Origin of the sequence: Mesorhizobium sp. L-8-3 (genome assembly GCF_016756615.1) — a bacterium.
GTDB lineage: Bacteria > Pseudomonadota > Alphaproteobacteria > Rhizobiales > Rhizobiaceae.
The window spans coordinates 6,784,655-6,808,312 of record NZ_AP023262.1; the positions used below are offsets into that span (position 1 = coordinate 6,784,655).

The following is a 23,658-nucleotide window of genomic DNA, read 5'->3' on the forward strand; positions in this document are numbered from 1 at the left end:
CTTCTATCTCAGTCTCGGTATATAGGCGACCGGCTCGTGGCCGTGCTTTTCGAGGAAGGCCGCCAGCAGGGCGGCGTCGGGCGAATCGGGATCGCCATAGTCGCGGACATGGATGCCGGCCGTGACGAAGAGCACGTCGAGGCCGTTGGCGACCGCCCCCTTCACATCGGTCAGAACGCCGTCGCCGATAGCCAGCACCTCATCGCGGCCGACCGGCCGCCCCAGCACGTCGGACGCGGATTTGAGCGCGACGTCATAGATCGGGCTGTGCGGCTTGCCGGCGATCGACGTGCGGCCGCCGAGCTGGCCATAGTCCCGCGCCAGCGCACCGGCGCACCACAGCAGCCTCTCACCCTTCTCGACGACGATATCGGGATTGGCGCAGATGAACGGGAGATCGCGGGCGCGCAGGCGGCGCAGCAGCTCCGCATAATCGTCGGGCGTCTCGGTGTCGTCGTCGACGAGGCCGGTGCAGACGACAACCGAAGCCTCGAAGTCCTCGACCAGCTCGACGTCCAGCCCATCGAAGATCGGCAGGTCACGCTCGGCGCCGATATGGAAGATCCGCCGTGGCGCCTCCGCGATCAGGTCGCGCGTGACGTCCCCCGAGGTGACGATGCCATCCCAGGCATCGGCGGGCACGCCGATCGCAGCGAGTTGGGCGACCACGCTGGGGCTGGGGCGCGGCGAATTGGTGATCAGCACCACGGCCAGCCCCTTCCTGCGCGCCGCCGCGAGGGCCGCCGCAGCCTCCATGGAGGGCTGAACGCCATTGTGCAGGACGCCCCAGACGTCGCAGAAGATGGCCGCGTAGCGGCCGGTCAGTTCGTCGAGGGATCCTATCGCGGGCGGCGTGGCTGCCATGCTGTCTTCCAAGTCTTGCCGCGTCGTTCCTCCGGCAGGTCTCCGCCATTCGGAAGGCACCACGCGAATGTCCAATAGCCCAGGCTCGCACGGGACGTGGCGCTTCGGCGCCCCGGCCGGCGGGACGCAGGCCCGCAGGGATTAGCCGAACGCGCCCGGCCTGTCACCAGCTTTCCGGTGGCGGAAGTCTCATGGATCCGACGGAGCCGTCCGACCGAGGATCCGCCATGGTGAACAAAGGCTGAAGAAGCACCCTCGTTTTCGAGCTATCTTCAAAACTCGGAATTCAAGTATTTCTGCGATGACTTCCGGCGGTATCGGGCTGTCTTGGGGTAAGGCAATGATCCGTCGGTTCCTGCGGGACATACGCGGCAACTATGCGATGATGACCGCCATCGCGACAGTGCCGATCATGGGCGGCCTGGCGCTGGCCGTCGACTACGGCCAGATGAGCCGCCAGCGGCACGACACGCTCAACGCACTTGATGCGGCCGGCATTGCGACGGCGCACCGGATCCTGTCGGGTGCGACGGAGACCGAGGTCAAGGCCTATGCCAAGGATTTCTTCGAAACCAATCTCGGTTCGGTCAGCCCGGAGGATGCGACGCTTTCGATCGTGCTGCCGCAGAACAATACCGGCGGCGGCACGCTGAAACTCAGCGCAAAGCTGAAATACCGGCCCTATTTCTTTCCCGCCTTCGCGGCGCTGATCGGCAAGACCGACGCGGACGGCACGACGACGCTGGCGATGGATGCGCAGTCGGAGGTCCGGCTCAAGAACACGCTCGAGGTCGCACTGGTCCTCGATAATTCCGGCTCCATGAACTACACCGGCAGCGGCACGGGGCAGCAACGCATCACCCTGCTGAAGGCTGCAGCCAAGCAGCTTATCACGACGCTTTCCAAGCAGGCGGTAATGATGAAGCAGGTCGACAAGCCGGTGCAGTTCGGGCTCGTGCCTTTCGCGGCATCGGTCAACATCTCCCCTTCCAGCGACAACGAGCCGTGGATGGACACGACGGGCATCTCGCCGATCCACCATGAGAATTTCGACTGGACTTGGATGGATTATGCAAAAAATCCAAAGAAGTACGCGGAGTTCTCGGGCGGCGTCTGGTACAAGCGGGGCGTGGATTGGGGGGCTTCTCAGGACCGGCCTCTGACCCGTTTCAGCCTCTATGCCGACATTACGGCCGAAACCGATCGCGAGGCTATTCCCAATACGAGTCGCCGCGTTTGCGCCAAGCCCAGTTCGGACGGCAACTCGTGCGAGAGGTATAAGAACGAACCCGAATACATCTACGAATACGGTCCTTATGCGAGTTGGCAGGGCTGCGTCGAGGCGCGGCCGTCGCCCTACAACAACAATGACGCGACACCGACAACGTCCAACCCCGCAACGCTTTTCGTGCCGATGTTCGCGCCGGACGAACCGAAGCATCTGTGGTTCGACACAGATCGTGACGGCATGCCTAATCTCTTCGACAAGTCGAGCTTCGGCTACAACAACAACTGGTGGAGCGACTGGGACGACAACTCCGACGCCAAGTCGCGCCTGAAGGACCCGCGCAAATATTTTCGTGTGAAGCCCTACGGCACTGCTTCCGCCGGCTCCGGCTATGGCCCCAACTTCTCCTGCACGACCAATCCGATCACCCCGCTCCAGGACATCACCGTGGCGGAGGGCGAGAAGACGATTGTCGATGCGATCGACGCCATGGTGCCCAGCGGCAACACCAATGTGCCGGAGGGCACGGCCTGGGGCTGGCGCGTCGTTTCCAGCGGCGCGCCCTTCACGGAAGGCCGCAAGGAAACCGAGAAGGGCAACGACAAGGTCGTGATCGTGCTGACCGACGGCGCCAACACCTATGGCGACCTCGGGAGCACCGACCCCGCCGAGCTGCGCTCGACCTACGCGGCCTATGGCTACACTGGCCAAAAATACGAAGCCGCCAGCATAACCCGCCTGTTCATGGATACGAGCAGCAACGTCGGCAAGACGAGCTACGACTCCTCCAACTATACGCGCGCCCTCGACGAGCAGATGCAGACGGTCTGCACCAACGCCAAGGCGGCGGGCGTGATCATCATGACGGTGTCGCTCGACCTCAGCCTGTCGAAGTCCAGCGAGAAGAAGGCGATCGAAGCGCTGGAGGCCTGCGCGTCGGAATCGCGCTTCCGCAAGGGTGACGACGGCAAGCCGAAGAAGCTCTATTACAACGCCACCGGGAGCGATCTCGCGGAAAAGTTCAAGGAGATCGCCGACGAACTGTCGAACCTGCGGATCGTGAGTTGATCGGCCGGCGCCTCCTTGGACACTGGATTTTTCTGGAATACCCGTTTGGTCGAAGCTTTTTCCAGCGCGGAGGCGTTTCGCGCCGATAGCGATCTTGCCCGGCACTTCCGGCATCGGCATAGTCGCGCCTCTTGCGGGGACCTCCAATGCCGGAACCGACCAATCTCGTCGCCTTTGCCCTGATCGCGCTCGGCATGGTGCTCACGCCGGGGCCGAACATGATCTACCTGATCTCGCGGTCGATCTCGCAAGGCCGCATGGCCGGGCTTGTCTCGCTCGGCGGAGTGGCGCTCGGTTTCGTCTTCTATCTGGTCTGCGCGGTCTTCGGCATCACCGCGCTGCTGCTGGCTGTGCCCTACGCCTATGACGCGCTGCGCTTCGGCGGGGCGCTCTACCTCCTGTGGCTGGCCTGGCAGGCGGTACGGCCAGGCGGCCGTTCGCCCTTCCAGGTCAAGGACCTGCCCAAGGACAGTCCGTGCCGGCTGTTTACGATGGGTTTGCTGACCAATCTGCTGAACCCCAAGATCGCGGTGATGTATCTTTCGCTGCTGCCGCAATTCGTGACGCCCGACAATGGCAGTGTGCTCGGCCAGCTCCTGATGCTCGGCGCGATGCAGATCGCGGTCAGCGTGACCGTCAACGCCATCATCGCGGTGATGGCCGGCTCGATCGCGGCGTTCCTCACCGGCCGGCCCTTCTGGGCGATCGTCCAGCGCTGGCTGATGGGCATGGTGCTGGCCGGGCTGGCTGTCAGGATGGCCACAGAGGCCCGGCGGTAGGGGTTCGCGATTGACCTCCAGCGTCATGCCGGCCCGGGCGCAGATCTGCTGACAGAGCCATGTTGAAGACCGCGACAGTGGGACGACCGTCGGTCGCCGCTCAGTCCATATGTGCCGCCGGTGCGCCGCCCTGCGCCGGCGCCCGGGGCTTGCGCAGCAGGAACACCAGCGGCATGGCGCAGAGCGTGACGATCATCATCAGCTTGAAGTCGTCGACATAGGAGATCATCAGAGCCTGCTGGGTGACGAGGCCGTTGAGCTGGGTGAGCGCGGCGGGGTCACCGCCCGCGGCAGAGGGCGACGATGCCCACAGGTTCGGGTTGAAGGGCGTGATGGCTTGGGCCAGCTCGGCATGATTGATCTGCGTGTTGCGCGTCAGGACGACGATGACGATCGAAATGCCGATCGACGAACCGATGTTGCGCACGAGGCTGAAGAGCGCCGTCGCGTCGGTGCGGAAACGCGCGTCCAGCGTGGCGAAGGCGACCGTCGACAGCGGCACGAAGACCAGTCCCAGGCCAAGCCCTTGGACGACGCCGCTCTCGATGATGAGATAGCTGTCCATCTGCGGCGAGAAGCCGGTCATCACGTAAAGCGAGTAAGCCGTCAGCACGAGCCCGGTCACCACCAGATAGCGGGCGTCGACGAGCCGCACGAGGCGACCGACCAGGATCATTGAGATCATCGTGCCGACGCCGCGCGGGGCCATGACGAGGCCGGTGGTGATCGTCGGATAACCGAAGATGTTCGACAGCATCGGCGGCAGCAGGGCGAGGCTGGCCAGCAGGATGACACCGATGACGAAGATGAACACAAGGCCGGTCACGAAGTTGCGGTCGGCGAAGATCTTGCGGTCGATGAAGGTGTTCTCGCCGGTCGCCAGATGGATCACGAAGACCCAGAAGCCGGTGAGCGAAAGGCCGAGCTCGATCCAGATTTCGGGCGAGGAGAACCAGTCGACCTCGGCGCCCCTGTCGAGCATGAGCTGTAGCGCGCCGACACCGAGCGACAGCATGGCGAAGCCGAAGAAGTCGAAGCCGCGCAGGCGCCGGGCGACGGAGGGCAGATAGGCGGCCGAGCCGAGCAGCGCGATGATGCCGACCGGCAGATTGATGAAGAAGACCCAGCGCCAGTTGAAGCTCTCGGTCAGCCAGCCGCCCAGCGTCGGACCGATGATCGGGCCGACCATGATGCCCGCACCCCACATGGCCATGGCCTGGCCGTGGCGCTCCTTGGGGTTGATGTCGAGCAGGAAGGTCTGCGAGAGCGGCACGATCGCCGCCCCGAACACGCCTTGGAGCAGGCGGAAAAGCACCATGCTCTCCAGGCTCCATGACATGCCGCAGAGCATCGACGTGATCGTGAAGCCGACCACCGAAACGAGGAAAAGCTCCTTGCGGCCGATCCGGTCGGACAGCCAGCCCGTGACCGGCGTCATGATGGCGGCCGCCACGATATAGGAGGTCAGCACCCAGTTGATCGTGTCCTGGGACGCACCGAGGTCGCCAACCATCGAGGGCAGCGCGACATTGGCGATGGTGGTGTCGAGCACCTGCATCACCGTCGCCAGCATGATCGAAATGGTGATCAGCCCGCGATGGGGGACGTCTTCGGCGCTTCGGGTCGAGGACTGGCTCATGGCAGCATCCCTGTCGGCCGGAAAGGGATCTCCGGCCGGGGAAAACCTATTCCGCCGCGTTGGCCGAGCCGAGCAGGCTGCCGAAGCCGCGGCTGACGCCGGTGTCGACAGATACCGTAGCGCTCATGCCCGTGCGCAGCGCGAGATCGGCTCCCGCTGTGTCGAGCTTGAGCCGCACCGGGATGCGCTGCGTGACCTTGACCCAGTTGCCGGTGGCATTCTGGGCAGGCAGCAGCGAGAATTCGGCTCCGGTGCCCGCGCCGATCGCTTCCACCGTCGCCTCGAAGGCGTGGCCGGGATAGGTGTCGAGCACGATCTCGGCCTTCTGCCCGGGCTTCATGTTGGTGAGCTGCGTCTCCTTGAAATTCGCCTCGACCCAGGTGTCGCCGGTCTCGACCAGGCTGAACAGCGGCGTGCCTGATGCAACGAACTGGCCGAGCTTGAAGGACGAGGCCTGCGAGACCATGCCGTCGGCGGGTGCCCGCACCGTGGTCTGGCTCAGCGCATAGGCGGCCTTGTCGCGCGCGGCGAGAGCCGAAAGCACGGCCGGATGCTTGTCCGTCGCGATGTCAGGGTCGCCGCCGATCGCGGCGCGCGCGCTGGCGATGCCCTGCCGGGCGGCGGCGTGTTCCTCACGCGCCTTATCGACGTCGCGTTGCGCGGCATCGAGCGTGGCCTTCGCGCTGATGCCCTTGTCGGCGAGATCGGTGATGCGGTCGAACTGCGCCTTGGCATAGTCGAGTTCGCCCGACGCCACACGCTCCTGGGCGACTGCTTGGCTATAGGCCGCGCGCAGTTGCTCGACCTGAAGGCGTGCTGCGGCGAGGGCCGCGTTGGCCTCGGAGAGCGCAATGCGATAAGGCTCCGGATCGACGACGAAGAGCACGTCGCCGGCCTTCACCATCGCATTGTCGGCGACGTCGACCTCGACGATCCGACCCGTCGCTTCCGAGGCGATCGACACCCTGGCCTGCCGCAGATTGGCGTTCTCGGTTTCCTGGTAGCGTCCGCCGGTAACCCAGACATAACCGCCGCCCACCACGAGCGCCACAGGCAGCAGGGCCATAAGCAGCGCGCGACCGAGCTTGCGCCTCGGCGCCGGCTGCACGAGCTGCAGCGACGTCACCGGCGCCGGCGTTGCCGGCGCTTCCGATCTCGCCGCGGGACCGGCCTCGTTCACCTTCTCCACCGCACTCATGCCTTTTTTTCCTTCGCCACATCCTTCGCCGGGCCCGGCTCCGCCGACGGCGGCGTCTCGCCGTCGGAGAGATTGTCGACGATCGCGACAAGGCCGTCGATCGTCGCCTTCCGGGCCTGAGGCGAAAGCCCCGCCAGGGCATCCTCGTAAACTTCGCCCGCCATGCTCTTGACCTCGGCGAACGCCGCGCGGCTCCTGGCAGTCGGGAAGATCATGCGCACGCGGCGATCGTTGGCGTCCTGGCGGCGTTCGATCCAGCCACCTTCTTCCATGCGGTCGAGCAGACGGGAAACGCTGATCGGCTCGATTTCGAGCAGTTCGGCGAGCCGCGCCTGCGCGACACCCTCCTCCTTCACCAAGCGCACGAGCAGCCGCCACTGGGCCGCGGACAGCCCATAGCCGCTGGCCCTCGCCTCGAAGCGCTTGCGCAGCAGACGCGCAGCGTCGTGGAGGAGGAAACCGAGCCTTTCGATGCCTTCCGTTGTCATGAGCGTGATATATAATGAGCGTGCTTATTATTCAAGTGGCCGGCTTCGTCACAACCGCTCGATCGACGCTTTGCGCAAAACGGTTCCCTCCGCCGCGCTTTCCTTCGCAAGTTTTGGCTCTACATGCTTGACTCCAAAAAACCCAGCCACTATCTCACCGCCACGTTGGCACTCCTCTCGGGTGAGTGCTAACGATAGTCCGGGCCACCGGACGGAGGATTTCTCTCAACATCCGATCGAGGATCTAACAAGATGGCAAAGTCGAAGTTCCGCCCGCTTCATGACCGCGTGGTCGTTCGCCGGGTCGAATCCGAGGAGAAGACCAAAGGCGGCATCATCATCCCCGACACCGCCAAGGAGAAGCCGCAGGAAGGCGAGATCATCGCCGTCGGCTCGGGCGCCCGCGACGAGAGCGGCAAGCTGGTTCCGCTCGATGTCAAGGCCGGCGACCGCGTCCTGTTCGGCAAGTGGTCGGGCACCGAAGTGAAGCTCAATGGCGAAGACCTTCTGATCATGAAGGAATCCGACATCATGGGCATCATCGGCTGATCACGCCCAAGACATCCGCACCATCAATCTGAATTTCGGGCCAATTGCCCAGGAGCTTAAACATGGCTGCAAAAGACGTAAAATTCTCCCGCGACGCCCGCGAGCGCATGCTGCGCGGCGTGAACATCCTCGCCGACGCGGTGAAGGTCACGCTCGGCCCCAAGGGCCGCAACGTGGTCATCGACAAGTCGTTCGGCGCGCCGCGCATCACCAAGGACGGCGTCACCGTCGCCAAGGAGATCGAACTCGAGGACAAGTTCGAGAACATGGGCGCCCAGATGGTCCGCGAAGTCGCTTCGAAGACCAATGACATCGCCGGCGACGGCACCACGACCGCGACGGTTCTCGCCCAGGCGATCGTCCAGGAAGGCGCCAAGGCGGTGGCCGCCGGCATGAATCCGATGGACCTGAAGCGCGGCATCGACCTTGCCGTCGCCGACGTGGTCGCCGACCTCATCAAGAAGGCCAAGAAGATCAAGACCTCGGAAGAGGTTGCCCAGGTCGGCACGATCTCGGCCAACGGCGAAGACGCGATCGGCAAGATGATCGCCGAGGCCATGCAGAAGGTCGGCAACGAGGGCGTCATCACGGTCGAGGAAGCCAAGACCGCCGAGACCGAACTCGAAGTCGTCGAAGGCATGCAGTTCGACCGCGGCTACCTCAGCCCGTATTTCGTCACCAACCCGGACAAGATGGTCGCCGAGCTGGAAGACGCCTACATCCTTCTCCACGAGAAGAAGCTCTCCAATCTCCAGGCCATGCTGCCGGTCCTCGAGGCCGTCGTGCAGACCTCCAAGCCGCTCCTCATCATCTCGGAAGACGTCGAGGGTGAGGCGCTCGCCACGCTCGTCGTCAACAAGCTGCGTGGCGGCCTGAAGATCGCCGCCGTCAAGGCTCCGGGCTTCGGCGATCGCCGCAAGGCCATGCTCGAGGACATCGCGATCCTCACCGGCGGCCAGGTCATCTCCGAAGACCTCGGCATCAAGCTCGAGAATGTCGGCCTCAACATGCTCGGCCGCGCCAAGAAGGTGTCGATCTCCAAGGAGAACACCACCATCGTCGACGGCGCCGGCAAGAAGGCCGAGATCCAGGGCCGCGTCGCCCAGATCAAGCAGCAGATCGAGGAGACCACCTCCGACTACGATCGTGAGAAGCTCCAGGAGCGTCTCGCCAAGCTGGCCGGCGGCGTTGCCGTCATCCGCGTCGGCGGAGCGACCGAGGTCGAGGTCAAGGAGAAGAAGGACCGCGTCGACGACGCCCTCAACGCGACCCGCGCGGCCGTCGAGGAAGGCATCGTTCCGGGCGGCGGCGTGGCCCTGCTGCGCGCTTCGGCCGGCCTGAAGTCTTCGGGCGTCAATGCCGACCAGGACGCCGGCATCAACATCGTGCGTCGCGCCCTGCAGGCTCCGTGCCGTCAGATCGCGGCCAATGCGGGCGCCGAGGCTTCGATCGTCGCCGGCAAGATCCTCGAGAACAAGACCGCGACCTTCGGCTACAACGCCCAGACGGGCGAGTATGGCGACCTGATCGCGCTCGGCATCGTCGACCCGGTCAAGGTCGTGCGCACCGCGCTGCAGGACGCCGCTTCGGTCGCCGGCCTGCTGGTCACCACCGAGGCCATGATCGCCGAAGCCCCGAAGAAGGACTCGCCGGCTCCGGCGATGCCCGGCGGCGGCATGGGCGGTATGGGCGGCATGGACTTCTAAGAAGTCCATTCTGTCACAGAAATTCGGAAAGGGCGCCTCTCGGCGCCCTTTTTCTTTGGCGACTGCGCAACAGAAGGCTTCTTTCCTTCGACCTAGGAAGAATTATCAAGATCGATCAACCCGGGCAAGCTGAAGTCCTCCCGCCTACACTTCAAGAACCCAGTGAATGCTGTATACTTCCCTTACGATCTTCGATCGATCGAACACTGGAGGGACGCATGGCCGCCGCAAAATCTTCCGGAAAGCGCATCACACTTGACCAGCTCAAGAAACGCGCCGCCAAGGGCACGCTCACGGACAAGGATCTGCGATCCTACTTCAGGCTGGACGAATACAGGAGCAAAGCCTTCGCCCCGGCAATCCAGCTCGACTATGCTCGAGTGGACACCGACGGCAAGGAACTGCCCGATCGGGAAGTAGCCGAAATCTTCAATCAGGCAACGAGCACCCGGCGGGAGAAGCCAGCCCCTTCGCAGGAGGCGCCCGCGGCCCCGGTCAAGATACTCGTGGAGGGCGATTCCTGGTTCAATCTGCCCGATATCTTCATGCCCAGGGACGCGGTCGACATCCTGCGGGAAACCTTCAACGTCTCAAGCGTGGCGATGTGGGGCGACACGCTGGAGAACATGCTCAAGCAGAAGCAATATGTGCAGAAGCTCGAATCCGGAAATTTCCGGCATTTCCTGTTCTCGGGCGGCGGCAACGACGTGCTGGGCTCGATCGGCAAATATGTGAAGACGCGGACTCCGGGAGACACCGATCCGGCGCATGCGCCCGGCTACGTAAAACCGTCCTTCACGAGCAAGGTCAAGGAGATCATTTCCGGCTATCAGGAACTCGCCGACGACGTGCGGCAGGCGCGAGGCTCGCGGACCGTGCTTTACGTTCACGCATACGCCAACGCCATTCCCAAGCCGAACGGCAGATATCTCGGACGGCGGCTGGAGGCGCTGGGCTTCGATCCCGCCACCGTCGGGCCGCTCGCCAGGGCGATCGTCGCCCACATGGTGGGGAGGTTCAACGCCGCGCTCCAGAGTTTCGCCGCGGCACGCGCCAATATCGTCTATGTCGATCTGAGGACGAAGGTGACGGCTGCCGGCGACTGGCACTCGGACGAAATCCACCCCAGCACGAGGGGCGCCAGGAAAGTGGCGACCGCTTTTGCCGGAGCGATCGGTGCGAATTCGCCCGCTGTCTGAGTGGCAAGAGCTTCGGCCGGGACGACTTTTGTGCCGATCGGCTCGGATCACCGGAACACTTTCGCCGCAGTGGCTGCAAGCCGATACGCGATAGCGTCTGCGGGTCCATTTCGACCTGTCGGAGGACAGGTTTTGAACGGCCGAAAGGTCTACGATGACGACGAGTCACCTCTTCGCGCGCTCCGGGCCGCCCGCGGAAGCGTCATGAGGTTGCGACTTCCTCGCGCCGGAACGATCGCCTAGCCTGCCGGTACGCCCTTCGGGCGACGTGGTTGAGGAGGGGAAGCATCGACATATGGCCGACAAGACTCCCGAAAGGCTCGAATGGGCGGCCGCGACGCTGGCGCCTGGGCCCGCCGACCATATCCTCGAAGTCGGATGCGGCCATGGCGTGCTTCTCTCCCTGCTTGCTGAGAGGCTGACGACGGGAACGATCACTGCGATCGACCGCTCCGACAAGATGGTCGCCGCAGCGCGTGCGCGCAACGCCGGGCACATTGCCTCCGGCAAGATCGCGATCCGGCAGGCGGAACTGGCCTCGGCGGATTTCGGCGGCAAGACCTTCGACCGAATCCTTGCGGTCAACGTCAATCTGTTCCGGCTGAAGCCGGCCCGCGAACTGGCGGCCCTGCGGCGGCTCATCGACGCCGAGGGCAAGCTTTTTCTGTTCTTCGAACCGCCCTCGCCCGCCCAGGCCGAGCCCATCGCGGAAAAGCTCGCCGCGAACCTCGAAGCCAACGGCTTCCGGGTCGCGCACAAGACCTTCATCGTGCTCGGCTCCGCGCAAGGGGTCTGCATCGTCGCAAACCCGGCGTGAGGCACTCCACCCTTGCTTTGGATTAATGCGCGGCCACGCCGCACATCCTGAGCGGGCCTGCGTCCTGCATGGTCTTGGCCATCGCCATCGCTCCGGAATAAGTGGCGACGACCAGGACGGCAAAGCGTTCCGGATCGGTGTCTTCCTCGCGGCCCGCTTGCTGGTCCGAGCGGATCTTGTCGGCGAGCGCACCGCGCCAGCGTGCAAGGACGTCGGCCAGCGCGGCGCGGAACTCCGGGTCGGCGAGCGACAGTTCATGCGCCAGATTGTTGAGCGGGCACCCGCGGACAAATCCTTGACGGTCCAGTTGATCAGCCACTGACGTGAACACATCCTTCACGCCCTGGCGCGCCGACGGCGCTGCTTCGATCGGCCGTATCCAGGTGTCCTCCACAGCCCCGGCGACACGTTCGCGGATGACGGCGAGACCGATCGCCTTCTTGGTCGGAAAATGGTGGTGCAAGGCGCCGCCGGTGACGCCGGCGCCCTGCATCAGATCCCCCAGACTGGTGGCATGGTAGCCCTTCGCCTGGAAGGCCTCCTCCGCGACGTCAAGAACCTTGCGGCGCATGGCTTCGGGGTCGTTGGTGCGCGTTCTCGGCGTCTTCGGCATGGCAGTATCCTGTTGGAGCCCACAAATATCAGATTGACAAAACCGGGCAACCGGTCTGTTTTAAACAGGTCAACCGGTTTGTTTTGGAGGAACAGATGAGCCATCCTGAAATGAGCGGAGTCGGCCGGTGCGCGCCGGTGGTCGAGCTTCGCGAATACACGCTCCGCCCCGGCGGACGGGAGAAACTGATCAGGCTCTTCGACCGCGAATTCGTCGAGACGCAGGAGGAGACCGGAATGAACGTCGTCGGGCAGTTCCGCGACCCTGATCGACCGGATCGGTTCGTCTGGCTGCGCGGCTTCGAGAGCATGGAAACGAGACGGCAGGCCCTGGCCGATTTCTATGGCGGCCCGGTCTGGGCCGCGCACAAGGACGAGGCCAACGCCACCATGATCGACTCCGACAATGTGCTGCTCCTGCAGCCGGCCTGGGCCGGCGCCGGCTTCGACCTCAAGGGCCGGGCGCGAGGCCCGCGCGAGGATTCGGCCCCGGCGCCTGACAAAAAGAGCCCGGCGGTGCTGGTCAGGGTCCACCATATCAGGCAGGAAGCAACGGAGGATTTTATCACGGCATTCCGGGACGAGGCGGCTCCGCTTCTCGCCCGGCTCGGCGCCCCGCTGGGCGGCATCTTCGTCTCCAACCATGCCGAGAACACTTTTCCGCGTCTTCCTGTGCGGGAAGGCGAGAACGTGCTGGCGACATTTCAGGAGTTTGCCGGCACCGACGCGCTCGATCGCCATGGTGACGCGACAGGCGATGATGCCGGCTGGCGCGCCATCGAGACACGGCTCGCTTCATACCGCAGCCGTAGGCCGGAGGATTTCCGGCTGTTGCCCACCGCACGCTCGCTGCTGGGGAGGCCGACGGCCTGACCCGGCCGCTCCGCCGCGTCCGGGGCGGCCTTTGGCGTTTCGACCCGTCCGCCCCGAGCCTCGCCCTTGCCGCTCTCGGTCGCATCGGTTAGGACACCCCCGCGAAGGACAGGGGGTGTCCCCGTATCCGACGGCATTTCAAGGACAGGACGCTGGCGAGTAATCCATGGCCGACAGATCGGAAAAAATGAAGGCGCGGCTGCCGCGCGGTTTCGTCGATCGGTTTGCCGAGGATATCCGCGCCGTCGAACGGATGATGGCCAGCATCCGCGAGGTCTACGAACTCTACGGCTTCGAGCCCGTCGACCAGCCGCTGATCGAATATACTGACGCGCTGGGCAAGTTCCTGCCTGATCAGGACCGCCCGAACGAAGGCGTCTTCTCGTTCCAGGACGACGACGAGCACTGGCTGTCGCTGCGCTACGACCTGACCGCACCGATGGCCCGCTTCGTGGCGGAGAACTTCGAGCGCCTTCCCAAGCCTTATCGCAGCTACCGTTCCGGCTGGGTGTTCCGCAACGAGAAGCCGGGACCCGGACGCTTCCGCCAGTTCATGCAGTTCGACGCCGACACGGTCGGCACGCCCGGTGTCGCCGCCGACGCCGAGATGGCAATGATGATGGCCGACGTGCTGGAGGCGCTCGGCATCGGGCGCGGCGACTATGTGATCCGCGTCAACAACCGCAAGGTTCTCGACGGCGTGATGGAGGCGATCGGCCTCGGCGGCGACGACAATGCCGGGCGACGACTGACGGTGCTGAGGGCCATCGACAAGCTCGACAAGTTTGGGCCGGAGGGCGTGCGGCTCCTGCTGGGGAAGGGCAGGCTCGACGAAAGCGGCGATTTCACCAGGGGCGCCGGGCTGGACGATGCCCAGACTGCGCAGGTCATGTCGGTCGTCGAAAGGCAGGCCGGATCCGCAGGCGGCGATATCGCCGCGATCGCGGAAGCCAGCGCCACGGCCAGGGCCGGCTTCGCCGAGCTCGACGAGATCGAAGCTCTGGTGCGCGCGGCCGGCTACGGGCCGGACCGCATCAAGATCGACCCGTCCGTGGTGCGCGGCCTCGAATATTACACCGGCCCCGTCTATGAGGCCGAGCTGCTCGCAGAGATACCCAATGACGAGGGACAGATCGTGCGTTTCGGCTCGGTCGGCGGCGGCGGGCGCTATGACGGGCTGGTCTCGCGCTTCCGCGGCGAGCCGGTGCCGGCGACCGGCTTCTCCATCGGCGTATCGCGCCTGATGACGGCGCTGAAGAACCTCGGCAAGCTCGACATCTCCGACGTGGTCGCACCTGTCGTCGTGCTGGTCATGGACCGGGATACCGAGAGCCTTGGCCGATACCAGAAGATGGTGGCGGAACTTCGCGGCGCGAAGATCCGTGCCGAGCTCTATCTCGGCGGCGCCGGCATGAAGGCGCAGATGAAATATGCCGACCGTCGCGGAGCGCCATGCGTCGTCATCCAGGGCGGCGACGAACGCGCCACCGGCACGGTGCAGATCAAGGACCTCGTCGAAGGCGCACGGCTCGCGGAGGAGGTCACCGACAACAAGGCGTGGCGCGAGGGCCGTCCCGCCCAGATCACCGTCGCCGAAGGCGAGATGGTGGCGGCGGTGAAGAAGATCCTCGCCGCGCAGGCGAAAGAGCGGGGTCCCGCATGACATGCGATTCGCTTCCCCTCCCCCTTGAGGGGAGGGTGGCCGCCCACGGGTCTTGCCTCCGGCAAGCCCGAGGACAGGCTCCGCGGCCGGGTGGGGTCACCACCGCTAGGCGCGACCTCTATTTGGCGCCGAGCACTGCTGCGTGCACCCCCTCTGGCTGCTGCGCAGCCATCTCCCCCTCAAGGGGGGAGAGAGCGGCGTACCTCTCATGACCCCACGCTATCCCGCCTTCGCGCCCGATATCCAAAAACTGTTCGCCGAGCGCGGCGCGGTAGCCGTCGACGTGCCGGTCATCCAGCCGGCCGATCCCTTCCTCGACATGGCGGGCGAGGATTTGCGCCGCAGGATCTTCCTCACGGAAAGCGAAACCGGCGCGACCTTGTGCCTGCGCCCGGAATTCACCATTCCCGTCTGTCTCGACCATATCGCCAGCCAGGCGGGCACCCCCCGCCGCTATTCCTATCTGGGCGAGGTGTTCCGCCAGCGCCGCGAAGGCGGCAACGAATTCTTCCAGGCCGGCATCGAGGATCTCGGCGACACCGACACGCCGCGCGCCGACGCGCGGTCGCTGGCCGACGCCCATGCCCTGCTGGCGCTCGCTTTGCCGGACCATGCCTTGCAAATCGTGCTCGGCGACCAGACGGTGTTCGAGGCGGTGCTCGCCGCGCTCGGTCTGCCACGCGGCTGGCGCATGCGGCTGGCGCGGGCTTTCGGCTCGACGGCGTTGCTGGAGGCCGCGCTCGCCGACCTCGCCAATCCGACCCGCAACGGCGAACTGCCCACTTCGGTCGCCGCTCTCGTCGCCGAAGGCGACCCGGAGAGGCTGGCAGCCCATGTCGCGGCCGGCATGGAGGCCGCAGGCCTGTCGTCCTCGGCGGGTCGCACGCCGGCCGAAATCGCGCGCCGTCTCATCGAAAAGGCCGAGTTGAGAAGCGTGCGCCTGTCGAGCGAAGCTTTCGACGCGCTGAAGGATTTCCTTGCCATCAAGGCGCCTCTCGACCGGGCCGCGGGCGCGCTCGCCGCTTTCGCCTCCGCAGCCCGGCTGTCCCTGGGGGCAGCACTCGACAATTTCGCAGCCCGCGCCGAGGCGATCGCCGCCCACGGCCTTTCCGCCGACACGATCATTTATGATGCGGCCTTCGGCCGGCCCCTCGACTATTACACCGGCCTCGTCTTCGAGATTTCGGCCGGCGGCACGGACCGGCCGCTGGTCGGCGGCGGCCGCTACGACCGGCTGCTCACGCTCCTGGGCGCCAAGGAGGCCATTCCCGGCGTCGGCTTCTCGGCCTGGCTCGACCGCATCGGAGCTTTGCGCGAGGACGGACTATGAGCCTGACGCTGGCGCTGCCGTCCAAGGGACGGCTCAAGGAACAGGCGCTCGAAGCGCTGGCCGCGGCGGGGCTTTCCGTCGTTCTGCCCGACGACGAGCGCAAATACCGTGCCCGCATCGAAGGGCGCGACGACATCGACATCGCCTTCCTGTCAGCGTCCGAAATCGCCGGCGAACTGGGAAGCGGCTCGGTCGACCTCGGCGTGACCGGCGAGGACTTGCTGCGCGAGACCGTCGCGAATTGGGAAGACCGCGCCGCGATCTCGGCCCGGCTCGGCTTTGGCCGGGCCGACGTGGTGGTGGCGGTGCCCGATATGTGGTTCGACGTCGACACCATGGCCGACCTCGACGACGTCGCGGCGATCTTCCGGCAGCGTCACGGCCGGCGCCTGCGGATCGCGACGAAATACTGGCGGCTGACGCAGCAGTTCTTCTCGCAGAAGCACGGTATCCAGGTCTACCGCATCGTCGAGAGCCTCGGCGCCACCGAGGGGGCGCCGGCCGCGGGCTCGGCCGACATCATCGTCGACATCACGACCACCGGCTCGACCTTGCGCGCCAATCATCTCAAGATCCTGTCCGATGGCGTCATCCTGGAATCGCAGGCCTGCCTGGTGTCATCCAGGAAGGCCCGGGACGCGGCCGACGAGGCCCTTCTGGCAGATATCGTCGCGAAGGTTGCGGCAACGGTAGACGCCTGAGCGCTTCGCCCCCGCAGACCCGAACTCTTTTCCCCGACAGGCTCCCCGCTCCAAGGCCGAGCATTCAACACGCAAAAGGCCCGGATCTCGCGACCCGGGCCCTTTTGTGGGAGCCGAACAATCTGTCAGGCGTAGGCGGCTGCACCACCGCGACGGGCGTCGACCGACAAGGCGCCGGGCCCGGCGACGAAGAGCGCCAGCAGGCCGCCCGCGATGGTCACGTTCTTCATGAACATTATCATCTGCATCTGATCGGCCGGGGCGTAGTGGAAGACGAGGCCGGTGAACACGCAGAAGGCGGCAAGAAGCAGAGCGGCTGCCCTGGTCTGGAAGCCGACGAGGATGGCGATGCCGATAAGCGTCTCGAAGAGCGCCGCCAGCCAGGCCAACGCCGTTCCCGCCGGCAGGCCGACCGAGCTTATGTAGCCCGCCGTGCCCTCGATGCCGCCGAACTTCTGCAGGCCCGAGAGGATGAACATGATCGAAAGAAGTAAGCGACCGACAAGAAGGATGAGGTTGTTCGACATAAGACTCTCTCCGGTGGAAGGATCGTAGGTCTGAACTACCCGAATTCCATTCCAGCGGCGAGCCGGCAATTTCCGAACGCTTCGTTCAACGTAGGTGAACGATCGCTGAAGATCGTTCACCTGCTCCAAGTTCACCGGGATGAGCGGACCTGAAGATCGTCGCCCAGTTCGGAAATTCCCCCGGGTCGAAGGGCGACGGCTATTTTTGGCGGCGCCCGCGCAAATCCGGGTCAGCCGGGATGGGTCATGTCCTCGGGACGTACCAGCCGGTCGTAGTCGGCCTCGGTCACCAGCCCGGTCGCGAGCGCCTCCTCGCGCAGCGTGGTGCCGTTCTTGTGCGCCGTCTTGGCGATCCTGGCGGCGTTGTCGTAGCCGATGGTCGGGGCGAGTGCCGTCACCAGCATCAGCGAGCGCTCGAGGGCGGCCTTGATGTTGTCCTCGCGGGCCTCTATGCCGACGACGCAATTGTCGGTGAAGGAGACAGCCGCATCGGCCATGAGCTGGACGGACTGCAGGAAATTGTAGGCCATCACCGGGTTGTAGACATTGAGCTCGAAATGGCCCTGGCTGCCGGCGAAGGAAAGGGCGGCATTGTTGCCGAAGACCTGCACGCAGACCTGCGTCAGCGCCTCGCACTGGGTCGGGTTGACCTTTCCGGGCATAATCGACGAGCCCGGCTCGTTCTCGGGCAACGACAGTTCGCCCAGACCCGAACGCGGACCCGAGCCCAGCAGGCGGATGTCATTGGCGATCTTGAACAGCGCGGCGGCCGCAGCGTTGATCGCGCCATGCGAGAACACCATGGAATCATGCGCGGCCAGCGCCTCGAATTTGTTCGGCGCCGAGGTGAAGGCGATGCCGGTGATGTCGGCGACGCGCTCGGCGACCTTCTCGGCGAAGCCGATCGGCGCGTTGAGGCCGGTGCCGACAGCCGTGCCGCCCTGGGCGAGCTCCTGCAGGCCCGGCAAAGTGAGCTCTATGCGATTGATCGACGAGGCGACCTGCGCGGCATAACCCGAGAATTCCTGGCCCAGCGTGAGCGGGGTCGCGTCCTGCGTATGGGTGCGGCCGATCTTGACGATGTGGTGGAAGGCTTTCGCCTTGGCGTCGAGAGCGGCATGGAGATGCTTCAGCGCCGGCAGCAGGTGATGGATGATCCGCTCGGCGCAGGCGATGTGCATGGCCGTCGGATAGGTGTCGTTCGACGACTGGCTCATATTGACGTGGTCGTTGGGATGGACCGGCTTCTTGGAGCCTTTCTCCCCGCCTATCATCTCGATGGCGCGATTGGAGATCACCTCGTTGGCGTTCATGTTGGACTGGGTGCCCGAGCCGGTCTGCCAGACGACGAGCGGGAAATGCTCGTCCAGCTTGCCGTCGATGACCTCCTGAGAGGCCGCCACGATCGCGTCGCCGACCTTCGGATCGAGCCGGCCGAGCGCCATATTGGCCTCTGCCGCGGCGCGCTTGACGATACCGAGTGCCCGAACGATCGACAGAGGCTGCTTCTCCCAGCCGATCTTGAAATTGCCGAGCGAACGCTGCGCCTGGGCGCCCCAATAGCGATCGGACGGAACGTCGATCGGGCCGAAAGTGTCGGTTTCCGTACGGGTCGTGGTCATATCTCTCTTTCCGTTGGGCGCCGGCAGGCCGGCTCTTTTTCCGCCTTGCTGCAAATACCGGCTTCGCCGCCGGGTCAAATGAAAAATCGATTAGGGCCGGCCCGGATTTCGACGCGGGCGACGGAAGTCTATCGAGGGCGACGAAACCGCTGCCGCGCTTCCTCGACGGACGCGCGACAAATGCAGCCCTCGATATGGTCGTTCACGAGCCCCATGGCCTGCATGAAGGCATAGACGGTGGTCGGGCCGACGAAGGTCCAGCCGCGCTTCTTCAGCTCCTTGGAGATCAGCGTCGAGGTGGGGGTCGTGGGGTTGGCGACCAGGGTGGGATAATCGACCCGCCCGGGACGCTCGCCTGGGCCGGGCTCGAACTTCCAGAACCAGGCCGCGAGAGAACCGGCCTCGTCGACCAGCTCGATCGCTCGCTTCGCGTTGTTGATGACCGATTCGATCTTGCCGCGATGGCGCACGATGCCCTTGTCGTCGAGCAGGCGTTCGACATCCTTGTCCGTGAAGCGGGCTACCTCGTGGAAGTCGAAGCCGGCGAAAGCCGCGCGGAAATTCTCGCGCTTTCTCAGGATGGTCAGCCAGGAAAGGCCGGACTGAAAGCCCTCGAGGCAGATCTTCTCGAAGAGGCGCCGGTCGTCATCCACCGGCCTGCCCCATTCCTGGTCGTGATAGCTGCCGTAGAGTTCGTCGCTGCCGCGCCAGAAGCAGCGCAACGCGCCGTCGTCTCCCACGATCAAGCCGGTCTTTTCCTGCATCTCGGATTCCATTCGTTAACGCGATTTTGAAAGGCTTCACGCGGCCTTTACCAGGTTGCTGAACCCGGCGGTAACCACACCAAAAGCTTTACGACGCGTTTGGCTCTTTAGACATTCCGATTCACGTTTCAGTTGCCACCTCCCGCCACCATCGGCGCGAACGAGGGGATTTCCTTCCTCGGGGGCACGTTTGTTTGAGGTCCAGTCCATGTTGAAATCCGTTCTGGCTGCCGGCGCGGCGGCCATTCTCGCCCTGTCGGCATTTCCGGCCGCGTCCCGTGACCGCTATGCCGAAAGGCCGCCTGTGATGATATCGCCCGATCTTTCGGCACCATGGGTGATGCAGTTGCGCGACAACCGCTCGCCGATGGCGGCCAAGCGGCAGCGCAGCCAGGCGAGTGGGCCGAGCCTGTTCGGCACGCCTGCGCCGCAACAGGTGAAGCGCACCCGACAGAAGGTCTCTCCGTTCCGGACGGCCAGCGTCCCGGCGGCGAAGCCGCGCGCGGTGCGCGCGCCGCAGGTCGATCCGAAATACCTGCCGCAGATGGTCGACTATGACGGCGGCCGCAAGCCGGGGACCATCGTCATCGATACGCGCGACAACTTCCTCTATCTCGTGCAGGAAGGGGGCAAGGCCCGCCGCTACGGCGTCGGTACCGGCAAACCCGGTTTCGAGTGGGCCGGCACCCACAAGATCACCAGCAAGCGGGTCTGGCCCGACTGGCGCCCGCCCGCGCAAATGATCGCGCGCGAGCGCGCAAAGGGCCGCCACCTGCCGACCCATCTGGCCGGCGGGCCGGAAAACCCGCTCGGCGCGCGCGCCCTCTATCTCGGCTCGACGCTCTATCGCATCCACGGCACGAACCAGCCCTGGACGATCGGTGGCGCGGTCTCGTCGGGCTGCATCCGCATGCGCAACGAGGATGTGGTCGATCTCTATGAAAGGGTGGGGGTCGGAACGACCGTCGTCGTGATGTGAGCGAGTAGCGAGGTGGCTCTCCCGGGTTGCGCCGGCTCGTAGCCACCGGGATCATAAGGGTTTGTTCTGCTCCGTTCGGGATCGGTTCCGGCGATGTCCACAATGCGCATCAGGTCACCGCGCAACTCTGCATGAACCTGCCCGCGCTTCTCGCCCAGCGTGAGGACCGCCGAGGCGCCATAGGGTGTGGTGTCGTCATTCGTGGTCTGGAATTCCAGATAGAGGTTTTCTCCGTCGGGACGTCCCATATCAATCTTGATCCCAATACGGGATCGCGATAGAAGGCTTCAGTATGAGGATCGTCGCCCGCCGCACCTTGCGGGAATTCGTCGATAGCCTTGCGGGGCAGAAGGATCAGCGAGCCGTGAAGGCCGCGCTCGATGCCTGGTTCGATGAAGTCAGCAAGGCGAACTGGGCGAGTTCCGCCGATGTGAGGCGGCTCTATGCGACGGCCAGCATCGTCAGCGCCGGACGGATCGTCTTCAACATCAAGGGCAACGACTATCGCCTCGTGGTGGCGGTCGACTTCGAGAAGGGCATCGTCTGGATCAAGTGGATCGGCACACACCAGGCTTACGACAGGATCGACGTGACGGAGGTGAAGCATGACAAGTGAGCTGAAGCCGATCCGCACCGAGGCGGATTATGAGGCGTCCCTTGCCGAGGTCGAGCGGCTGTGGGGCGCGAAGAGCGGCACGCCGGACGGCGACCGGCTCGACGTTCTGGCCACACTGATAGAGGTCTATGAAGCGAAGCACTATCCGATCGACCCGCCCGATCCGATCGAGGCGATCAAGTTTCGGATGGAGCAGCAGGGCCTCACGCGCAAGGATCTGGAGCCGATCTTCGGCACGCGCAACCGCACCTCCGAGATACTCAACCGGAAGCGGGGTCTGTCGATCGAGATGATCCGTAGTCTGCACGACAAGCTCGGCATCTCGGCCGAGGTGCTGATCCGCCCAACCCGCCATGAAGAAGCGGCCTGAGCGGCGCCAGGAGATCGAGTGATGACCCGCGTTGTGCTCTATGCCCGGTATTCGTCCGACAACCAGCGCGACGCGTCGACCAAGGACCAGTTCCGCATCTGCCGTGAGCAAACACAGCGAGAGAAGTGGCAGGTGGTCGGCACCTACAAGGACGCGGGCCTATCGGGCGCGAGCATGATCCTGCGACCAGGCATCCAGTCTCTGTTGTAGGACGCGCAGGCCGGCGAGTTCGACATCGTCCTGGCCGAGGCGCTGGACCGGATCGGTCGCGACCGGCCAATGTTGCCACCCTCTTCAAGCACCTGCTTGCAGGCCACGGAGCGCTGGGCCCGCAAGCTCTGTCTTTTTCTATTCGCTACGGGCTGCTCGCTGTTCGCTCTCTACCGATCGCCTCCGGCTTCGGCCCGCCATAGGCCCAGTCCAGCAGCAGCACCGTGTGGACGATGGGCATGCCCGCACGGTCGGCGATCTGGGTGATGCAGCCGATATTGCCTGTCGCGACGAGATCGGCGCCGGTGGCGGCGATGTTCCGCACCTTGCGGTCGCGCAGCCTGGCTGAAATCTCCGGCTGCATGATGTTGTAGGTGCCGGCGGAGCCGCAGCACAGATGCCCCTCGCGCGGCTCCTTCACCGTGAAGCCCGCCTTCTGCAGCAGTTCCTTGGGCTGGCGCGTGATCTTCTGGCCGTGCTGCATGGAGCAGGCCGAGTGATAGGCGACGGTCAGGCCCGGTTGCGCGACCGGCGTGGGCAGGTCGATCGCGGCGAGATATTCGGTGATGTCCTTGGCGAGCGCCGAGACCCGTGCGGCCTTGTCCGCATAGGCCGGATCGAGCCGCAGCATGAAGCCGTAGTCCTTGATGGTCGTGCCGCAGCCCGAGGCGGTGATGATGACGGCGTCGAGCCCATTGCGCTCGATCTCGCGTGTCCAGGCATCGACATTCCTACGGGCCGAGGCGAGCGCGGCCTCCTCGCGCCCCATGTGATGGACCAGCGCGCCGCAGCAGCCCTCGCCTTCCGGCACGACCACTTCGATGCCGAGCCGACTCAAGAGCCCGATGGTGGCTTCGTTGATACCGGGATCGAGCACCGATTGGGCGCAGCCGGTCAGGATCGCGACACGCCCGCGCTTTTCCGCCTTCGGCGGGTGGACGGCCGGCGAGGAGAAGGCCGATTTCGCCGGGACCGCCGATGGCGCGAGCTTCAGCATGGCGCCGACCGGTTGCAGCGCCGCCACTCTGTCGAACAGTCCCGCGAAAGGTCGGCCGAGCCGCGCCAGACCGAGGGCAGCGCGGAAACGCCCGGGATAGGGCAGGACCATGGCAAGCGCGGCGCGCGTCACCCGTTGGAGAAGCGGACGCCGATAGGTCTTCTCGATATGGGCGCGGGCGTGGTCGACCAGATGCATGTAGTTCACGCCGGACGGGCATGTGGTCATGCAGGCGAGACAGGACAGGCAGCGGTCGATGTGGGTGACGATCTCCTCATCGGCCGGGCGGCCGTTCTCGAGCATGTCCTTGATCAGGTATATGCGGCCCCGGGGACTGTCGAGCTCGTTGCCGAGCGTCACATAGGTCGGGCAGGTCGCGGTGCAGAAGCCGCAATGCACGCATTTGCGCAGGATCTTTTCCGATTCGGCGACATGCGGGTCGCTGAGTTGCGCGGCGGTAAACGAGGTCTGCACGGGCTAGATCAACCAGCTTTCAGGATTCCTGATCGGCTCACCCCGCCCGGCGGCCTGGAGGCCGACGATGCAGCGCACGATGAACCAGACGGCGGTGGCGAAGGCGAGCAGGAAGCCGATCGCCACGAGCATGAGCAGCAGCGAGATGAAGCCGTAGAGCAGACCGATCCAGAAGGTGCGGATGGCCCATGTGTAGTGCGTCTCGACCCAGCCGCCCGCCTTTCCGCGATTGACATAGGCAAGGACGATGCCGACGATCCCGCTGATGCCGATCACCAGGCCGAGAAGGTAAAGGACATAGACGACCTGGACATTGGTCGGACCGGGCTCCAGCCAGCGATCGGTCTGGCGTGCGGATGGTTGCGGATCGCTCATCGTCGTTCCC

Annotated in this window: 25 protein-coding genes; 14 read left to right on the plus strand and 11 right to left on the minus strand. The window is 64.9% G+C overall.

Annotation, left to right across the window (positions count from 1 at the left end):
• Positions 1 to 3: 3 nt before the first annotated feature.
• On the minus strand, positions 4 to 864 hold the full coding sequence (locus tag JN302_RS31525; protein WP_202308313.1) for a TIGR01459 family HAD-type hydrolase: 861 nt from the start codon (positions 862 to 864) through the stop codon (positions 4 to 6).
• Between the two features lie 340 nt (positions 865 to 1,204).
• On the opposite strand from JN302_RS31525, the gene JN302_RS31530 reads away from it, so the two are divergent.
• Entirely contained in the window at positions 1,205 to 3,160 is a 1,956-nt protein-coding gene (locus JN302_RS31530; RefSeq protein ID WP_202330295.1) for a TadE/TadG family type IV pilus assembly protein, read from the plus strand.
• 146 nt (positions 3,161 to 3,306) lie between these two features.
• The gene (locus JN302_RS31535; RefSeq protein WP_202330296.1) at positions 3,307 to 3,939 is read left to right on the plus strand and encodes a LysE family translocator; all 633 of its coding nucleotides are present in this window, start codon (positions 3,307 to 3,309) and stop codon (positions 3,937 to 3,939) included.
• A 100-nt stretch (positions 3,940 to 4,039) separates the two neighbouring features.
• Here JN302_RS31535 and JN302_RS31540 read toward each other — a convergent pair whose 3' ends face one another.
• The 3 genes from JN302_RS31540 to JN302_RS31550 are packed head-to-tail and all read right to left on the minus strand — an operon-like array spanning position 4,040 to position 7,264.
• Positions 4,040 to 5,578 (minus strand): DHA2 family efflux MFS transporter permease subunit, encoded by a 1,539-nt coding sequence (locus JN302_RS31540; RefSeq protein WP_202308319.1) that lies wholly within the window; start codon positions 5,576 to 5,578, stop codon positions 4,040 to 4,042.
• A 46-nt stretch (positions 5,579 to 5,624) separates the two neighbouring features.
• Positions 5,625 to 6,776, minus strand: a complete 1,152-nt coding sequence (locus JN302_RS31545) for an HlyD family secretion protein (protein WP_202308320.1) — start codon at positions 6,774 to 6,776, stop codon at positions 5,625 to 5,627.
• A complete protein-coding gene (locus JN302_RS31550) occupies positions 6,773 to 7,264 on the minus strand; it encodes a MarR family winged helix-turn-helix transcriptional regulator (protein WP_202308321.1) in 492 nt (163 codons plus the stop codon). Before JN302_RS31550 ends, JN302_RS31545 begins: the two co-directional genes overlap by 4 nt.
• Positions 7,265 to 7,516: 252 nt before the next feature.
• On the opposite strand from JN302_RS31550, the gene groES reads away from it, so the two are divergent.
• The 4 genes from groES (at position 7,517) to JN302_RS31570 (ending at position 11,535) form a co-directional block, all read left to right on the plus strand.
• Positions 7,517 to 7,813 carry a co-chaperone GroES gene (groES, locus tag JN302_RS31555; protein ID WP_106772100.1) on the plus strand — a complete coding sequence of 99 codons (297 nt, stop codon included), beginning with the start codon at positions 7,517 to 7,519 and terminating at the stop codon, positions 7,811 to 7,813.
• Positions 7,814 to 7,875: 62 nt separating this feature from the next.
• Entirely contained in the window at positions 7,876 to 9,519 is a 1,644-nt protein-coding gene (gene groL / locus JN302_RS31560; RefSeq protein WP_202308322.1) for a chaperonin GroEL, read from the plus strand.
• A gap of 218 nt (positions 9,520 to 9,737) precedes the next feature.
• On the plus strand, positions 9,738 to 10,718 hold the full coding sequence (locus JN302_RS31565; protein ID WP_202308323.1) for an SGNH/GDSL hydrolase family protein: 981 nt from the start codon (positions 9,738 to 9,740) through the stop codon (positions 10,716 to 10,718).
• Positions 10,719 to 11,013: 295 nt separating this feature from the next.
• Positions 11,014 to 11,535: a class I SAM-dependent methyltransferase gene (locus tag JN302_RS31570; RefSeq protein ID WP_202330297.1), complete on the plus strand. Its 522-nt coding sequence runs from the start codon at positions 11,014 to 11,016 to the stop codon at positions 11,533 to 11,535.
• Positions 11,536 to 11,557: 22 nt separating this feature from the next.
• Here the strand turns inward: JN302_RS31570 and JN302_RS31575 are convergent, their stop codons facing one another.
• Positions 11,558 to 12,148 (minus strand): TetR/AcrR family transcriptional regulator, encoded by a 591-nt coding sequence (locus tag JN302_RS31575; protein WP_244846056.1) that lies wholly within the window; start codon positions 12,146 to 12,148, stop codon positions 11,558 to 11,560.
• Between the two features lie 95 nt (positions 12,149 to 12,243).
• Between JN302_RS31575 and JN302_RS31580 the strand changes: the two genes are divergently transcribed.
• From JN302_RS31580 to hisG, 4 genes are all read left to right on the plus strand, one after another.
• A complete protein-coding gene (locus JN302_RS31580; protein ID WP_202330298.1) occupies positions 12,244 to 13,020 on the plus strand; it encodes an NIPSNAP family protein in 777 nt (258 codons plus the stop codon).
• 166 nt (positions 13,021 to 13,186) lie between these two features.
• Positions 13,187 to 14,683, plus strand: a complete 1,497-nt coding sequence (hisS, locus tag JN302_RS31585; protein WP_202330299.1) for a histidine--tRNA ligase — start codon at positions 13,187 to 13,189, stop codon at positions 14,681 to 14,683.
• A 208-nt stretch (positions 14,684 to 14,891) separates the two neighbouring features.
• A complete protein-coding gene (locus JN302_RS31590; protein ID WP_202330300.1) occupies positions 14,892 to 16,013 on the plus strand; it encodes an ATP phosphoribosyltransferase regulatory subunit in 1,122 nt (373 codons plus the stop codon).
• Positions 16,010 to 16,714, plus strand: coding sequence for an ATP phosphoribosyltransferase (hisG, locus tag JN302_RS31595; RefSeq protein ID WP_202330301.1), 705 nt, complete (start codon positions 16,010 to 16,012; stop codon positions 16,712 to 16,714). Before JN302_RS31590 ends, hisG begins: the two co-directional genes overlap by 4 nt.
• A 125-nt stretch (positions 16,715 to 16,839) precedes the next feature.
• Here the strand turns inward: hisG and JN302_RS31600 are convergent, their stop codons facing one another.
• The 3 genes from JN302_RS31600 to JN302_RS31610 all read right to left on the minus strand — a co-directional run bounded on the left by JN302_RS31600 (position 16,840) and on the right by JN302_RS31610 (position 19,639).
• Entirely contained in the window at positions 16,840 to 17,241 is a 402-nt protein-coding gene (locus tag JN302_RS31600) for a DoxX family protein (RefSeq protein ID WP_202330302.1), read from the minus strand.
• A 230-nt stretch (positions 17,242 to 17,471) separates the two neighbouring features.
• Positions 17,472 to 18,863, minus strand: coding sequence for a class II fumarate hydratase (fumC, locus tag JN302_RS31605; protein ID WP_202330303.1), 1,392 nt, complete (start codon positions 18,861 to 18,863; stop codon positions 17,472 to 17,474).
• Positions 18,864 to 18,991: 128 nt separating this feature from the next.
• Entirely contained in the window at positions 18,992 to 19,639 is a 648-nt protein-coding gene (locus JN302_RS31610) for a DNA-3-methyladenine glycosylase I (RefSeq protein WP_202330304.1), read from the minus strand.
• A gap of 196 nt (positions 19,640 to 19,835) precedes the next feature.
• Between JN302_RS31610 and JN302_RS31615 the strand changes: the two genes are divergently transcribed.
• The gene (locus JN302_RS31615; RefSeq protein WP_202330305.1) at positions 19,836 to 20,606 is read left to right on the plus strand and encodes a L,D-transpeptidase; all 771 of its coding nucleotides are present in this window, start codon (positions 19,836 to 19,838) and stop codon (positions 20,604 to 20,606) included.
• Here JN302_RS31615 and JN302_RS31620 read toward each other — a convergent pair.
• Complete coding sequence (locus JN302_RS31620) at positions 20,564 to 20,854, minus strand: hypothetical protein (RefSeq protein WP_202330306.1); 291 nt, start codon at positions 20,852 to 20,854, stop codon at positions 20,564 to 20,566. The genes JN302_RS31615 and JN302_RS31620 overlap by 43 nt on opposite strands.
• A 44-nt stretch (positions 20,855 to 20,898) precedes the next feature.
• Between JN302_RS31620 and JN302_RS31625 the strand changes: the two genes are divergently transcribed.
• Genes JN302_RS31625 through JN302_RS31635 form a run of 3 tightly spaced genes read left to right on the plus strand, consistent with a single transcriptional unit; the run spans position 20,899 to position 21,802 of the window.
• Positions 20,899 to 21,222, plus strand: a complete 324-nt coding sequence (locus tag JN302_RS31625) for a type II toxin-antitoxin system HigB family toxin (RefSeq protein WP_202330307.1) — start codon at positions 20,899 to 20,901, stop codon at positions 21,220 to 21,222.
• Positions 21,212 to 21,592 carry a helix-turn-helix domain-containing protein gene (locus tag JN302_RS31630; protein WP_202330308.1) on the plus strand — a complete coding sequence of 127 codons (381 nt, stop codon included), beginning with the start codon at positions 21,212 to 21,214 and terminating at the stop codon, positions 21,590 to 21,592. The genes JN302_RS31625 and JN302_RS31630 overlap by 11 nt, the downstream gene beginning before the upstream one ends.
• 21 nt (positions 21,593 to 21,613) lie before the next feature.
• A complete protein-coding gene (locus JN302_RS31635) occupies positions 21,614 to 21,802 on the plus strand; it encodes a recombinase family protein (protein WP_244846058.1) in 189 nt (62 codons plus the stop codon).
• Between the two features lie 145 nt (positions 21,803 to 21,947).
• On the opposite strand, the gene glcF is transcribed toward JN302_RS31635, so the two are convergent.
• Positions 21,948 to 23,273, minus strand: coding sequence for a glycolate oxidase subunit GlcF (glcF, locus tag JN302_RS31640; RefSeq protein ID WP_202330309.1), 1,326 nt, complete (start codon positions 23,271 to 23,273; stop codon positions 21,948 to 21,950).
• A 3-nt stretch (positions 23,274 to 23,276) separates the two neighbouring features.
• Positions 23,277 to 23,648: a DUF4870 family protein gene (locus tag JN302_RS31645; protein WP_202308345.1), complete on the minus strand. Its 372-nt coding sequence runs from the start codon at positions 23,646 to 23,648 to the stop codon at positions 23,277 to 23,279.
• Between the last annotated feature and the right edge of the window lie 10 nt (positions 23,649 to 23,658).